The following is a 14232-nucleotide window of genomic DNA, read 5'->3' as shown; positions in this document are numbered from 1 at the left end:
GTCATTTTTTCTTTTCAAAAATCCTTGCGCGTAAGCGGCTGAGGGATTGTGGTGTGATGCCCAGGTAGCTTGCCAGCTGGCGCTGGGGTACGCGCTGTAAGAGATCGGGCCTGTTTTGTATCAAGCGTAGGTATCTTTCTTCGGGTGATGATGTTTTGAATTCGTCGAACGAAAGCTGGCTTTTTGCCAGCTGTTCTTCGGAGAACATGCGGCAAAGGGTTTCAAAGCGGGGGAATTTTTCAAAGGATTCGGCTTCCATACCGGGCGTTGAAACTGTGATGAGGGTATCTTCCAAGGCGGCTATATAATAGCCGGAAGGCTCTTTTGACAATACGCACTGAGGAGTTATGGTTTCCATTTCGGTATAGAATGCGGTTGTCTTTTCTTCGCCATCGATCATGTAATATGTTCTGAGGCATCCTTTCAATACAAAGTAGCTTTCCTGGGAACGTTGTCCCTGGCTGAGCAGCACAGTTCCTTTCTTTACCGAGCGAAAGAGGGCTAAAGACAGTATAGCCGCCTTCTCTTCTTCCGAGAGGGAAATGTATTTTTCGATAAACTCAAATAGTATGGTCTCCATTGGCAGACAGCAAAGCTACGTATGCCGGTGCAAAAGTGTGTCTGTATCGTGTTTTTTGTTGTGATTTGTTTATTTTGATCTTACTGCTACTACCGCAGGAGTGGCACTCTCCTATTTATAAAAGAAGGGCCCGGAGGCCCCTGATAAGCGACATAGGAAACGCCGGGCAGCGACTGGGCGGAGGAAGTGACCATGAGAACACGCCCTGCGAACTCCCTTTCAAAAGCAGCCTGCAACGACCGGCCAACGACGAAACCGCGGCACTGCTCAATGCCTACCATGCAACAAAAAGAACGAGCAACGAGATAATACTTCATACTAAAAAATTAAAAACGACAGCAAAAACGCTGCGATTCAGCGGTATGGCGGCATACGCGCAAGGCCAAAAGGAATGCGCAATAAATGGGCGGATTGATTCTGCCCAATGAATTGATGGAGTTGGTGCGGGAGGTGGCGGGGAAAATTATTACTAAAGCTTTATGGCGAACCTTTTGGCGGCATTGGGGTGAGGGCTTGAAGGGTATTATGTGATGGGTGGGGCTTGCTTTGGGTGGAGGATCATCGTTGTAGGGCCATTTAATTTTGTGTGTGGGGTGGGCTGGCATGCCGCCATATTTTTGAAGAGCGGCAGTTTGCTGTTTTTTAGTATGAAGTATTCGTTGGTGTGATTGGGGTTGGTGGGCGTTTTAGAGGGAGGCACCAGCCAGAGATGTTTCGAGAAGTGAGATATTTTTGCCAGTTATATTCCCACTGGCTTGGCTGGCAATCAGGCATGATTAACTTATGGCTTCGTTGATCCACATCAAAAAAAGGATTTTTTATTTAAAATTACTGAACATACTGGTACACATGAGACGGCTATTCGTTATGTCTCCAGATTAAGGTCTAAGGATTATTTTTTCGATTAGCATGTCAAATGTTTTGTCTTTCGTTGGACAAGAGTTGTGTATATTTAAGATCCCGTATAACTTAAACTAACATTACAATATTCAGTATGACTGAAACACTGCGACAACAATTAGCCGCCGCTAAAAAAGAACTTGAACAAACAAAAGCATCAACAATTGACGTACGCAAAGCTCTTACTGAACAAATAAAGACTCTTACTAATTATACTTCTCGCTATGAGGACGGCTGGGTCGGCGATTGGACTGAGAATACAAATTTGTATGCACTAAACTTTGATCTTACTAATGGAAAATGGATGACAATTGACTACAAAGACCTGAAGCGAGACATCCTAAAAAAAACAGGCATCAGCATCGATGAATTACAAAATAAAATTCCACCAATATCAAAAAAGTTTTTTGAGTTAAGAGATTTTTTCATCACAGAGTTGTCGTTCATAAAAGATATTGATGCATTCGCAAATGAGGGAGATCTTCTAAAACAAATTGAAGATTTCAAATGGGGTATGACACCTGGCGATTATACTCGTTCGAGGCGACCTCAATTTGCTTTCGTTTCTGATCTTTCAGCTATCAATCGTGGTATACCCACTCCCCCTCACATTAAAATTGGGGAAGATTTAATTTTCACTTTTAGCCTTCTTACTTCTTATGATAATTTTGAAAAACTTACCTATCGCTTTGTTCGACAATTGGAATTAAAATCAACATCAAGTCTCGATTCTGAAGGAGTTGTAGCCTTTCAACAACAAACTTTAAAAGCTATTATAGAAAAATTTCATTTAGTAGCAACCCAATTAAGAAATAGATATAACAACAGACCTACTGTGATAATCGATGACGAGTACGATGTCCAAGATTTAATGAACTCTTTATTACGCATAAATTTTGAAGACGTCCGAAAAGAAGAATACACTCCTTCATACGCAGGCGGCTCAACAAGAATTGATTTTTTACTTAAACGTGAAAGAATTTTAATCGAGGTAAAAAAAACGAGGTCAACTCTAAAAGACAAGGATGTTGGAAACCAACTGATAATTGACATTGCACATTATAAATCACACCCAGACTGCAAACATTTAATTTGCTTTGTTTATGACCCAGACAATTTAATTGCAAACCCAAGAGGGCTTGAAGATGATCTTAACAGAAACTCGACAGAAGAAATGATTATCGAAGTGTATGTGCGACCCTAAAATTAACCAATCGAAAGGCACCGGTAACATTTAGTAAAAACAGCATTGAGCTTGGCATAATGCGCCATACTCAATATCCGACTCAATCAAAATAAATTGTTAATCTGTAATTTTTGAGTGAATAACAGATTTGTATCCTGGAAAATTTTCATTTACTTAGGATATCATGTCGGACTTTAAAGTATTATTATCTTATCTGTTATTTTTCCTTACCTGCTCGGATGTGAGGATAAAAGACACGCCGGCGCAACCGCCGGCTGTTGAAAGTTTTAATTACGATACTACCAGGTATACGCATAAGTATGTTGCTGACTCATGTCGCGATGGAGTATTTGCAGATCGGAGCGTGAACACGTTCTTAAACAATGAATATGCAGTGGTTTGGTGGGTTTCGGGTTACACAGTACTCGCCCGTTCAAAGTATGATCGGTTGTGGGTTTGCAATATGCCGCTGATCCGGTTAAAGGTGAATGACACCATTGTTGTTTCAGGAACAGTATATAATGTATCTGGTAACGAAAGAGGGAGAGGATTGCCCACCGTTCTTACCCATGTAATAACAAAATAGTTTATAGCTGGTAAGCTGCAGCAACCGGCGAAGCATTGACAGGGATTGGGTATTTAGTAAAACTTATGATCGTTATCATCTTCATCCTCACGAGGCAGTGAATAAAAATCAAACTTTACCGTGAGGCCATAATAGTTCAAGTTCTGTATCGTCTTTTCCGTAAGCAGGTAAGAAATATGATAGTCTTTTATATACAGGTACACCAATAGATGGTTTTCCGGATAGGTTACCAGTAATTCTTTGAACTTTTCCCTTTGGCTGTTAATAGTTGCCAGCAGCCTTTGCATACTTGTCTCCAGCTCCCATTCCGATCCTGCCTCGATCCGCTGGGATTTGTAAATCCATACATTGTATTTCTCAAACCAACCTGGTACGGGGGCTTTGGTTCGGCCATGTATGATAGGAGCACCTTTGACTATTATCTTCGAATAATCTACTCCCGTGATCTTTGTAATGATCTCAGGATGGTCATCTCCGGTACCGATATAAAGATCTGCCCCAAATTTTGTTTTTGTATCCATCGTGTCTATTGACGGCCCAATATACAGTGCGGCGGCTGCAATTTGCCCCGATCCGTGTTATCACTACAAGAATTTACATTCCGTTACACTTAATTTACAAGGGCTTTACCACTGCCGCTTAGATGAAAGCTACATTGCCTGAAAAAACATGGCAAAGCTTTTTGGATCTCATGGTGTATGGGACAACGGTATCACACTCGTCCGGATCATGACCGGCTGGCTGATATTCCGGTATGGACAGGAGCTGTTTCATATAACGGACCTGCTCAACTTCCTGACCAAGGAAGGATTCCCTTTTCCTGTCTTTTCGGGGTATGCGGCCAAGATCATCGAGCTGGTGGGCGGTGTGTGCCTGATGCTGGGGTTGCTGACCAGATGGGTGACACCCTTGTTAATGATCGTAGTGGCCGGGGTGATCTACGTTATGAACAAGGGTAATATTTACCAGGGAGAGCTTCCCTTCCTGTTCTTCCTGCTGTTTGCCAGCTTTTTCTTTCGCGGGGCGGGGAAATGGAGCCTGGACCACTGGCTGGCCATGCGGGCACAAAAACGGCCGCTGCAATCATAATGGGAAATCTTTTGTTCTTCTTTCGGGATAAATATACTTCAACGACCCTTCGACAAGCTCAGGGTGACATGATTATTAGCTCAGGGTGACATGACAATGTTCAGGGTGACAATACTCAGGTGACAGGGTATTCGTCGACTTATATAACTTCTTATCGGGAAAAAGTAGGTGGGCGCAGGAGGGCGTGATAGGTTTGCTGCGATCTTAAATATTTGTTATGCGCAGCTACTTACTTTTTGTGTTGGCGTTGTTTGCCGCCACCTCCTCTCCTGCCCAGCTTCTAAAAAATATCAAGAAGGCCGTGACGCAACGGGCCGAAGAACACACCGTACAAAAAGCTGAGCAAGCTGTAGACAATCTCTTTACAAAGAAAACAAAACCTGCCAAGGATACCGCACTTATGCCCAACACAACAGCGGCGGCCTCTGCTGTCGTTCAGGACAGTATGCCGTTTGCTGTTTATTCGAAGTTCGATTTTGTGGCCGGGGCTCAACTGGTAGCCTTCGAAGATTTTTCCGGTGAACCGGTGGGGGATTTCCCCGCCGCGTGGAATACCAATGCCAGCGGTGAAGTGGTGACTATTGCCAACCAGCCCGGCAAGTGGCTGAAGCTGGATGCGCCCGGCGTATATATGCCGGAGTTTATCAAATCGCTGCCCGACAATTTCACGCTGGAATTCGATCTGTTGTGTAATCCCGGTTTCCGTTATGGGTCTTCGCCATTCTTCTTTGCCATCGCTTCGCTGTCATCGCCGCAAGACTATACCATGTGGCTGGAAGGCAATGGAGGGAGGAAGGGTTTCAATACCTGGATACTGCCAATGGCGGCCAATGGTAAAAGCGGCCGGACAGGTTTTCAGTATTATAATAACAACGGACAAGACAGGGGCGAGTTTGAAACGGCGCAATTGTATGCGCCTGTGAAAAACAAGGTACGGGTTTCGGTGTGGCGGCAAAAGCAACGGATCCGGGTGTATCTCGATGAACAAAAGCTGATCGATGTGGCCAAGGCATTGAATACTGAGGCGTATAATGCGCTGGTGTTTTCTTTGAACTCTGCCAAAACAGCGCCTGATCATTATCTTATTTCGAATATACGTCTGGCTGTGGGGCAACCGGATACACGCAATAAATTGCTAACGGAAGGCCGGCTGGTTACTTCCGCGATCCGGTTTGCTGTGAACAGCGACCGGATAGAGCCTTCCTCCTACCCTGTGCTCAAAGAGATTGCGCAAGCTTTGCAGGCTGCGCCTGCTATGCGTATCCAGATCACCGGGCATACGGACAGTGATGGTGAAGCTGCTGCCAACAAGATATTATCAGAGAAACGGGCTGTTGCCGTCAAGGAGGCTTTAGTAAAGGAGTTCAGCATTGCGGCGGACCGTCTGCAAACAGGCGGGAAAGGTGAATCGGCGCCTGTGGCCGAGAATAATACTGCCACCGGCAAAGCGCAGAACAGAAGGGTGGAGTTTGTGAAACTGCCTAACTAAAAGATAATTTTCTTTACCACCTCCATGTAATTGCGACTTACAGATAGTGCCTGTCCGTTGTCCATAATGACCTGGGCTGTTCCGCCTTCTTTGTGGTATTCTTTTACGTGTTCAACATTGACAATCCAGGAACGGTGAATGCGCAGAAAATGTAAGGGATCGAGGCGTTGCTCCAATACGCCAATGCCATAATTGCTCAGGTAGTTTTTCTTGTCGGTATGGATGCGGCAATAATCTTTGGCGGCTTCGATGAACAAAATGTCACGTACCGCAATGTTGATGTATTTGTACCCGCTTTCTACCAGTACACGGGTAACATACCGGGCGCCGCCGTATTCACCGGCCAGTTTTCGTATTCTTTCTTCCGTAACAGCAGGTAGTTGTTCGATCTTTTCAATGGCTTTGTCGAACCGATCTTCTGTATAGGGCTTCAACAAATAATCCACGGCGTTTACTTCAAATGCTTTCAATGCATAGCGGTCGTAGGCTGTTGTAAAGATGATCCGGGGCATGTGTATGATCTGCTGTACTACCTGGAAGCCATTGAGTCCCGGCATGTTTACGTCGAGGAAAATGATCTCCGGCTGCAGGCGATCGATGGCTTCTACTGCTTCCAGCCCGTTGGCGCTTTCTGCCACGATCTCAAAAAACGGGTAGGCAGCGATATACTCGCGCAACAGTAACCGCGCATCCTGTTCATCATCGATGATCATTACTTTTTTGTTCATAGTGTTGCCGCTTTTTTATTAGTGGGTATCCTGAAAAAGAACTTTAATCCCGGCTCTTGCTGTTGTACCTGGAGTGGCTCATTGTAGAGCAAGGTGAGCCGTTTTGAAATATTGCTGAGCCCAACGCCGAGGGTAAACATTTGTTCGGGCCGGCCGTCGAAGCCTATACCAGTATCTGACACTGCAATGACCGCAAACGCATCTTCACAGCGGCATTCGATGGTGATCTGTCCGCCATCTACTTTGGGGCTGATGCCATGTTTTACGGCGTTCTCTACCAGTGGCTGTAACAGCATGGGTGGCAGTTTTGCGTCGAGGCATCTTTTATCGATGGAAAAGTGTATCTGCAATCGCTCTCCAAAGCGTTGTTTTTCCAGCGACAGCCAGGTATTGATAAAGGCCAGTTCTTCTCTGAGGGGAATCATATCCTGCTCGCTCGCCTCCAGCGCATGGCGAAAGGTATCGGCCAGCTGGGCGATCATCACCCGTGTCTTCTCCATCGACCGGGGAATGGAAGCGCTGATGGAGTTGAGGGTGTTGAATAAAAAATGGGGTTCTATTTGCGACTTGAGGGCTTTGATCTCGCTTTCATAGGCTAGGGCCTGCAACTGTTTCTCTTTGATCAGCTGTGCTTTTTGGTCGAGGTAAAAATTATAGCCATGGAACAGGGAAACATGGAAGAAGTAGTATACCGCGAAGGTATAGAAGTCGGACAGCATGAATGTTTTAGGGTAAAGCGCGTGCAGGAAAACATGGTAGCCTGTTTTGCATATCCATACAACGGATGTACTAAATAGAATGCCGGTTATTATATGTAAGGCTATTTTCCAGCCCAGCGGCTTATGTTTCAGCACCCTGAAATATAACCACCACACAGGTATTATTAGTAATAGCTTGGCGCTAAAAGAGATCAGATTTGTATATACGAAGATGTGCAAGGGGATAAATGTATCGGCATTGAATGCGCTACCGAGGTAATACACCGTGCCCAATGCTATGGGCCAAAACAGGCAAAACAATACATAGGCCAATGCTTCCCCGATCTTATATCCCGGGGGTATTCTTTTATGCAAAAATTCCATAAAGTGAAGATACGCCCGGTTGGGCCTGCCAGCTGGCTGTAATGTCGACGAAGCTGCATATGGGTCGATGAGTGACACCGCGCTGTTTGCCGCTCGTGGTAGGTTTGTATGAGTAATATCTACGAATATGAAGCGTCTGTTTTTGGTGTTGTTGATCTTTCCGGTATATCTGGCAAAAGCGCAGACAAAACCTGCTGCCACAAAGCCTTCAAAAGCGGAGGTTGAAAGGATGATCCAGGCCGCAAAGCTCAATACGCAAATAGTGATCGGGAGTTCGAAGGACCGTCCCGGCATCGGGCCTACAGATGGCATACCTACCGGCACGCCATTGAAGCTGCCGCCTTGTATCCGCATCGTGGACCGGAAGAACAAGCCTTTCGATGCTGATCTCAAGAAGCTTTATGGCAGCTCGACGACCTTCTATGTGGACATCAGTTTTGTGAATGATTGTGTTAAATCAATGGATATTGAATTGCCAGGTGGGCTTATTCTCAATTCGCAATTCCGCGATGGACAAAATGGTCTATTGGTGGAACGTGTGTTGGTTGATGTTCCGCCAACCAGCCGGGGTGGCAGCAACCAGGACACTACTACTATTTACCTCGCCGTTGCCTGCCTTAATGAGCAACGGGGCGTGCCTACGAATGCTGCGAATCCTGATTATCCCATATCTGTGGGTTCTTACACGGTGGGCAATGTAACGGATGATCCCAATTTGCTGCAATTGCTGGCTTTATTAAAGGGTAAAAAGCTGGCCGCCAAAAAGTATAGTTTGTTGAATACAGATACTGAGCAACTGGCGCCAAGCGAAAATATATACTCCGAAATACAATTAGCTATTTATAAGGTCACCGAAGGTGTGGGGCTTTCGCGTGGAGAAGTAGAAAAGCTTAAAAAGCAACTGGCAGCTTATCGCTAACCTACTTAGCATATCATCTTTTAAAAAGTCAATAAATCAACGTATGAAAATGTCATGGGTTATTGGAGTATCGTTGTTGTGCTGTTTTTCGGCCTGCAGCAAAGGCCAAAGCAAGTCTACTGCCGATCTGTATAAAGACGCGCCACGCAGTGAAGTGCCCGATCAGCTTGCTCCCGGCATGTGGCGTCTGGGCAGTGTTTCCGCATTGGGTTATTATAACGATTGGGGTAATCATGTTGGCAACAGCCAGGAATCATTGCGTGAGTTCAAAGTTACCAGAGATGGTTATGCTGAATTTGTGCAATACCTGTCTGTGTCCAGCGGCGCCTGTTACAACCAAACTTATACGCACCTGAAAGGAACTTTGTTTTTTGAAGCGCCTAACAAGATGACCTGGACACCGGTGGAGGGTGATTTCGCGCAGAACTTCCCCTGCACTTCAGGCAAATCAACCCGGGCGGCCACGAAAGCTGATCTTGAACGTTCGAAAGCCATCTACTGGTATAAGGTGCAGGATGTGTACAATGATGGCACGCTGTATCTCTTTGTGTATACCGATCCTTCTTTAACTGATCAATACCGTGAATTTACTTATCGTATTATCAAATAGTTAGTCTGGCTATGCTAACAGTGTGTTTAGAAAACCCGTTGCCCTTTGGGTGGGGGTAACAGAAGGGCCCGTACAGTTTGTACGGGTTCTTTCTTTTTAAGACGTTATTGATCGTGTTATTTGAGCATTTGTCGGGATACGGTGGGCCAGGCAGATAACCGGGATTAAGTTCGCTGCTTAAATATATTGTATGCGACATGTAAGATTTTTTCCCTATTGGCTGACCAGTAAACGGCTAATGATCATTGTTATCATGTTATTGATAGCAATAGCCGCTACAGCCCAAACCCCTACTCCTGCCGGAAAGACAACAGACAGCACGCAGGTAAAAGATACCGTTCGGGTGCAAGACCTCTCAGCTGTGACTGTGACGACCAAAAAACCTTTGCTGGAGAAAAGGGCCGACCGCACGATCGTAAACGTGGAAGCTATGGTGACCGCTGCCGGCACAGATGCTTACCAGCTGCTGGAAAACGTGCCGGGCGTAACGGTGGATGACGACGGTAATGTTTCGCTGAACGGTCGCGGCGGCGTGCTGGTGATCATCAATGGAAAGCAAACCTACCTCAGTGGAACGGGGCTCGTGAATTACCTGCGTTCGCTTCCTTCATCCTCGCTCGAGAAGATCGAGCTGATGCCTGTGCCGCCGGCCGGCTTCGATGCGGCTGGGAGCGCAGGTGTGATCAACATCGTGACGAAGAAGCTGAAGAAGAGAGGTCTGAATGGCAATCTCAATGCGGCTATGAATCAGGGCATATTATTTTCTACCAATAATAGTCTTATGCTGAATTACCAGGTGGGTAAGTTCAACTGGTTTGGCACGGGCAGCTTTGTGACGCAGAACCGGCTGACCGACCTCGACATCAATCGTTCTTACCACGATGCTGCCGGTCGGCCTGATTTTACTTTTTTCCAGAACTCCTATATTCGCCGGACCGGTGAAACTGCTGGTTTTCGTGGCGGCGTGGATTACGACATCAATCCCAAAACAATATTGGGTGTGGCTGTGAACCTGCTGCACCAGCCTTCCGATCAGCGGACGACCAATCGCAGCGAGATCGCCCGGCCCGGTCAACAGCCAGATTCGGTAGTATTGGCTGCTAATGGAGAGAAGGACCGCTGGCAACACCAGGCAGTGAATCTCAACTTCCGCAAAACGCTTCCGGGCAAGGGGCACTCTTTCGGTGCAGATGCCGATTACCTGCATTACAAATCTGCTGTAATTCAGGGCTTCGACAATACAACGGAACGTTCTAATGGGACTAAAGTAAAAGAATATCTACAGGGCTGGCTGCCATCGCAGGTGCATATATGGGCAGCGAAAGCGGACTATGCGCGAATGCTTTCTTCACTGGTGCTCGAAGCGGGGGTAAAAAGCAGTTATGCGCACACGAAAAATGTTGCGGCCTTTTCACTGTCGAACGGCCATGATACGGTGCCTGATTATGACAAGAGTAATGATTTTACTTATAAGGAGTATATCAATGCAGCTTATATGAGTGTTCAGCGCAGTGCTGCGCGGTGGTCGGTAAAAGCAGGATTGCGTGCCGAGCATACTACTTCACAGGGATACCAGGCCGGCAACCCGGTGAAGCCTGATTCTGCTTTCCGCCGTAACTATACGAACCTGTTCCCTACTTTTTTCGCGAGTTATAGTGCAGACTCGGCAGGCAAGCATCAGTTTACGCTGTCTTATGCGCGCCGGATAGAGCGGCCTTTTTATCAGGACCTGAATCCTTATGTGAGCCCGCTCGATAAATTCACTTTGTATGTGGGTAATCCATTCCTGAATCCTTCGTTCACACACCATGTTTCTTTGGCATATACTTTCCGGCGTAACTGGACGGCTTCGATGAGCTACAGTCTCGTTGAACAGGTGTTCATGGAAGCGATCTTGCTCGATGGCCCACATTATTTGAGCCGCACGGAAAACCTGGGCAAAAACCAGCTTTTTACTGTGAGTATAAACGGCTCTATTTCTCCTAGGCCCTGGTGGACCGCTAATATTTATGTGGAAGGCGGTGACCGGCGCTATCGTGGGAAACTGTTTCATGCAGCGATGGACACCAGTGCCTGGTATATTGGAACGAGTATTACACAGCAATTTATGCTGGGCAAAGATTGGGTAGCTGAATTGAGCGGGAACTGGCGTACAAGTGTGCTGGTGGGTCAGGTATCATTGGGGGCGATCGGTCAATTGAATGCTGGCATCCAGAAAAAGGTGTTGAAGAAACAGGGAACGATCCGGCTTTCTGTGCGTGATGTGTTTTATTCGGCCATCCGCAATGGGGAAATCCACTTCCTGCCGCAGGCGCAGGCGCTGTTTCGCAACAGGGCTGATTCACGGATAGCTACGCTCTCCTTCTCCTGGGCATTTGGGAAAAGTAATCAGCAGGCAAGGCCTCGCTCCAGTGGCAGTGCAACGGATGAGCAGAACAGGGTGAGGCAGTAAAATCCAACAACGAAATGCCCCCGGTAGGAATACCGGGGGCTTTCTTTTCTAAAACCAAAATGAACATGAGAAAAAACGTTATAAGCAGCTTCTTATTTACTTTATAAAGCTTAGTGTGGTATATCCTGTTTGCTCTTTGATGCGTACATAATAAGCGCCTTTGGGTAATTCATTTACCTGGATGGTTATTGAAGTGTTCGCAAATGGCGGGTTCAGACGTTTCAACACGCGTCCTGCCCCATCTATCACTTCTATCGAAAGCGGACGCATATCGACTGGTAAAGCAAGATGGATCGTTCCGTTGTTTGTAACAGGGTTAGGGAATAGCACCGGCTTATCAAGTTCTTTCTGCAGTAGCAGGAATATTACTCTTGAATAAGTGGCGTGTCCATCGAGGTCAACTTGTTTGATGCGATAATAAATAGTACCAGCGCCCGGATGTGCATGTAAAAAGGAATAGGTGCTGCCGGTTGCATTGTTCTTTGATACTACCTCACCGGCTTTGGCGAAATGGCGGCCATCGCGGCTGTACTCAATGGTGTATTTGTCTGTATTTTGTTCTGTGGCAGTGGCCCAGCTTAACTGCACATCGTCATCGGATGTTGTTTCTCCTTTCACATATAACCATTGTACCGGTAGTATGGCCCCCAACTGGAATTCAGTATAAGCAGTGAGGCTCCAGGGATTCTGACGGCCCCGCAGGTATAACACGTGTCGTCCCTGCGATAATGATCCCAGCGAGATATCGACTTCGAGGCTCAGATCGGTTGTGGTTGCCGGCAAATCGATAATCGTGCCCTGCCCCAATCCGGGATCGGTATCGATGTAATATTCCACTTGTGTCAATGCCGGCGCAGGCGCAGGCATTGTGGGGTAAGGCACCGTCTGGTTGTTTTCGAAAATCGCATAGTAGTTAAGGCTCCAGTTTCCGGTGGCATCTTTTGACCGCACGTATAAGCGATGGGCGCCTGCAGACAGGTTGGAAAGATTGATGAGGGCACTTCCCGTCGATATATTGGGTGTATTGGGCAGGCTGATCTTGTGGCCACGGCCCAAGCCGGGATCTGTATCAATGAAGTATTCCATTTCGACAAGTGCCGCCGGGCTGGTTGCGGGGGGATAGCTCCGGATGACCACATTAGCAAACAGGTGATGGGCCGGGAGGCTCCATATTCCATTTGCCTGCTGCACGCGCAGGAACAGGCGATGAAAACCGTTGGTGAGTGCGCTACCGTTTAAAGCGATCGTATTGGTTTGTGCGTTAATGATCGTTGCCGGTGTAACCGCAATAGCAGTGCCCTGCCCCTGCCCGGGATCGGTATCGAAAAAATATTCTGCGCGGACGAGGCGTGATGGCGCAGGCGGAGCACCCGGATAGGCGGGTCCTTGCGCATTGGCCGTCAAACCGCCTGTCACCAGCAGTGCCAGTGTAGCTGTTTTCATATTGTAATTGTTCACGGTTGAAGATTAGTTGTTGGAGCGGGTGCTGAAGGTGATGGTCATATTGGTGGCGGTGGCTGGCAAAGAAGCCGGGGCCGTAAGTTGATATACCGTCGGGATGGGCGGAATACCGCTGATGCGGTAAGGGTCGTCTGTTCCATACATACCGGCATCGGGCGTAATGCCATCGATCGGTTCTCCGCCACCGATAGCCGGTGATCCGGGCGCCAGTTGGTAACGGCCTTCGGTGGTACCGGTATTGACAATGAGGGTGGCAATGGGAATGCCTGTCTGGTTGTTATTACCAGCAGGGAGGCTCGTAGCCACGCCTGAAGAGTAATTATTTTTAACTGTTGAGTTGACAGCATTCAGTGGTGAATTCAGAAAGATGTTGTTGGTGACGTAGCTGCCGCCAATGGACACCGTTGAATTGATACTGATGGTATTGTTTCTTACGAGGCCATTGTTTGCACCGAGTATTTGAAAGTTACCTGTGATCAGGCAATTGGTGACCTGAACGTTTTCCAGGTTATAACTATTCATAAATATGGAGAGGTAGCTTTTATTGATAACCAGGTTCTGTACTTTGGTACCGGCTACCAGGGATGTTTGGTTGACCGTTCCGCGGCAGCGGCTGATGGTAATGTTGTCTACATCGGAATCGAGGCGAAAAGAAGCCCAAAGGCCATGAAAGGAACTGCCGGAGGCGAGGCTGTCCATATTGATGCCGCTTACTTCGGCATTGCCTGCGTTGGCGTGCAGACCTGTGTTTTCATTCAACAGATAGCCCGGGCCTATGATGACCAGTCTTTTTCGTAATTGAACGGTCGCATAAGTGGCAGGCGCTATCTCCACATAAATGGTATCGCCATTGACCACACTGGCATTGAGCACTGCCGTGCTGAGTTCTGTAAAGTCGGCCGACACGCCGGGCGTACCGTTGACCCGCCACACTTTTGCTTCGCTACACAAATAAGCGCCGGAGAATAACACACATAGAAAGAAACGCAGGAAATGTTTGTACTTGCTCATAAAAAATCATTAGGCTGTTTTGAAATAATAGATGTATGCTCCGGTATAATACCGGAACTAACAGCCCAAAGTAAAAAGCCCGTAAAGGGCTCTTCAAATTATTGCCGATGAGCAGCTATATAGGTCGATGAGTAGCACA

At 47.0% G+C, this 14232-nt stretch carries 12 protein-coding genes; 6 read left to right on the top strand and 6 right to left on the bottom strand.

The window, feature by feature from the left end:
• Position 1: 1 nt before the first annotated feature.
• Positions 2 to 580: a Crp/Fnr family transcriptional regulator gene (locus tag AC5JBY_RS14375; protein ID WP_495905300.1), complete on the bottom strand. Its 579-nt coding sequence runs from the start codon at positions 578 to 580 to the stop codon at positions 2 to 4.
• A gap of 994 nt (positions 581 to 1574) precedes the next feature.
• Between AC5JBY_RS14375 and AC5JBY_RS14370 the strand changes: the two genes are divergently transcribed.
• The gene (locus AC5JBY_RS14370) at positions 1575 to 2684 is read left to right on the top strand and encodes a PD-(D/E)XK nuclease domain-containing protein (protein WP_495905299.1); all 1110 of its coding nucleotides are present in this window, start codon (positions 1575 to 1577) and stop codon (positions 2682 to 2684) included.
• A gap of 621 nt (positions 2685 to 3305) precedes the next feature.
• Here the strand turns inward: AC5JBY_RS14370 and AC5JBY_RS14365 are convergent.
• On the bottom strand, positions 3306 to 3773 hold the full coding sequence (locus AC5JBY_RS14365) for a DUF4279 domain-containing protein (RefSeq protein ID WP_495905298.1): 468 nt from the start codon (positions 3771 to 3773) through the stop codon (positions 3306 to 3308).
• Positions 3774 to 3921: 148 nt separating this feature from the next.
• Here AC5JBY_RS14365 and AC5JBY_RS14360 point away from each other — a divergent pair, with 148 nt between their 5' ends.
• Together AC5JBY_RS14360 and AC5JBY_RS14355 are read left to right on the top strand one after the other, a co-directional pair.
• Positions 3922 to 4341 carry a DoxX family protein gene (locus AC5JBY_RS14360; protein WP_495905297.1) on the top strand — a complete coding sequence of 140 codons (420 nt, stop codon included), beginning with the start codon at positions 3922 to 3924 and terminating at the stop codon, positions 4339 to 4341.
• A 217-nt stretch (positions 4342 to 4558) separates the two neighbouring features.
• Positions 4559 to 5830 carry an OmpA family protein gene (locus AC5JBY_RS14355; protein WP_495905296.1) on the top strand — a complete coding sequence of 424 codons (1272 nt, stop codon included), beginning with the start codon at positions 4559 to 4561 and terminating at the stop codon, positions 5828 to 5830.
• Here AC5JBY_RS14355 and AC5JBY_RS14350 read toward each other — a convergent pair.
• On the bottom strand, positions 5827 to 6558 hold the full coding sequence (locus tag AC5JBY_RS14350; protein ID WP_495905295.1) for a LytR/AlgR family response regulator transcription factor: 732 nt from the start codon (positions 6556 to 6558) through the stop codon (positions 5827 to 5829). The two genes, AC5JBY_RS14355 and AC5JBY_RS14350, sit on opposite strands and share 4 nt — an antisense overlap.
• On the bottom strand, positions 6555 to 7640 hold the full coding sequence (locus AC5JBY_RS14345; RefSeq protein WP_495905294.1) for a sensor histidine kinase: 1086 nt from the start codon (positions 7638 to 7640) through the stop codon (positions 6555 to 6557). The genes AC5JBY_RS14350 and AC5JBY_RS14345 overlap by 4 nt, the downstream gene beginning before the upstream one ends.
• Before the next feature lie 127 nt (positions 7641 to 7767).
• Between AC5JBY_RS14345 and AC5JBY_RS14340 the strand changes: the two genes are divergently transcribed.
• From AC5JBY_RS14340 to AC5JBY_RS14330, 3 genes are all read left to right on the top strand, one after another.
• Entirely contained in the window at positions 7768 to 8559 is a 792-nt protein-coding gene (locus AC5JBY_RS14340; RefSeq protein ID WP_495905293.1) for a hypothetical protein, read from the top strand.
• Between the two features lie 43 nt (positions 8560 to 8602).
• Positions 8603 to 9169 (top strand): hypothetical protein, encoded by a 567-nt coding sequence (locus AC5JBY_RS14335; protein WP_495905292.1) that lies wholly within the window; start codon positions 8603 to 8605, stop codon positions 9167 to 9169.
• 190 nt (positions 9170 to 9359) lie between these two features.
• Positions 9360 to 11621 carry an outer membrane beta-barrel protein gene (locus AC5JBY_RS14330; protein ID WP_495905291.1) on the top strand — a complete coding sequence of 754 codons (2262 nt, stop codon included), beginning with the start codon at positions 9360 to 9362 and terminating at the stop codon, positions 11619 to 11621.
• A 96-nt stretch (positions 11622 to 11717) separates the two neighbouring features.
• Here AC5JBY_RS14330 and AC5JBY_RS14325 read toward each other — a convergent pair whose 3' ends face one another.
• On the bottom strand, positions 11718 to 13064 hold the full coding sequence (locus AC5JBY_RS14325; protein ID WP_495905290.1) for a T9SS type A sorting domain-containing protein: 1347 nt from the start codon (positions 13062 to 13064) through the stop codon (positions 11718 to 11720).
• Positions 13065 to 13088: 24 nt separating this feature from the next.
• Positions 13089 to 14093 (bottom strand): hypothetical protein, encoded by a 1005-nt coding sequence (locus AC5JBY_RS14320; protein WP_495905289.1) that lies wholly within the window; start codon positions 14091 to 14093, stop codon positions 13089 to 13091.
• Positions 14094 to 14232: the final 139 nt, after the last annotated feature.

It is taken from the genome of Paraflavitalea sp. (assembly GCF_059502485.1).
Note: the sequence above shows the minus strand (reverse complement) of the source record. Positions and strands in the feature narration are given on the sequence as shown.

What these genes read in the sequence shown, in the direction of transcription:
- AC5JBY_RS14375 (WP_495905300.1), bottom strand. Translation starts at nt 580, where the DNA reads ATGGAGACCATACTATTTGAGTTTATCGAAAAATACATTTCCCTCTCG.
- AC5JBY_RS14370 (WP_495905299.1), top strand. Translation starts at nt 1,575, where the DNA reads ATGACTGAAACACTGCGACAACAATTAGCCGCCGCTAAAAAAGAACTT.
- AC5JBY_RS14365 (WP_495905298.1), bottom strand. Translation starts at nt 3,773, where the DNA reads ATGGATACAAAAACAAAATTTGGGGCAGATCTTTATATCGGTACCGGA.
- AC5JBY_RS14360 (WP_495905297.1), top strand. Translation starts at nt 3,922, where the DNA reads ATGGCAAAGCTTTTTGGATCTCATGGTGTATGGGACAACGGTATCACA.
- AC5JBY_RS14355 (WP_495905296.1), top strand. Translation starts at nt 4,559, where the DNA reads ATGCGCAGCTACTTACTTTTTGTGTTGGCGTTGTTTGCCGCCACCTCC.
- AC5JBY_RS14350 (WP_495905295.1), bottom strand. Translation starts at nt 6,558, where the DNA reads ATGAACAAAAAAGTAATGATCATCGATGATGAACAGGATGCGCGGTTA.
- AC5JBY_RS14345 (WP_495905294.1), bottom strand. Translation starts at nt 7,640, where the DNA reads ATGGAATTTTTGCATAAAAGAATACCCCCGGGATATAAGATCGGGGAA.
- AC5JBY_RS14340 (WP_495905293.1), top strand. Translation starts at nt 7,768, where the DNA reads ATGAAGCGTCTGTTTTTGGTGTTGTTGATCTTTCCGGTATATCTGGCA.
- AC5JBY_RS14335 (WP_495905292.1), top strand. Translation starts at nt 8,603, where the DNA reads ATGAAAATGTCATGGGTTATTGGAGTATCGTTGTTGTGCTGTTTTTCG.
- AC5JBY_RS14330 (WP_495905291.1), top strand. Translation starts at nt 9,360, where the DNA reads ATGCGACATGTAAGATTTTTTCCCTATTGGCTGACCAGTAAACGGCTA.
- AC5JBY_RS14325 (WP_495905290.1), bottom strand. Translation starts at nt 13,064, where the DNA reads ATGAAAACAGCTACACTGGCACTGCTGGTGACAGGCGGTTTGACGGCC.
- AC5JBY_RS14320 (WP_495905289.1), bottom strand. Translation starts at nt 14,093, where the DNA reads ATGAGCAAGTACAAACATTTCCTGCGTTTCTTTCTATGTGTGTTATTC.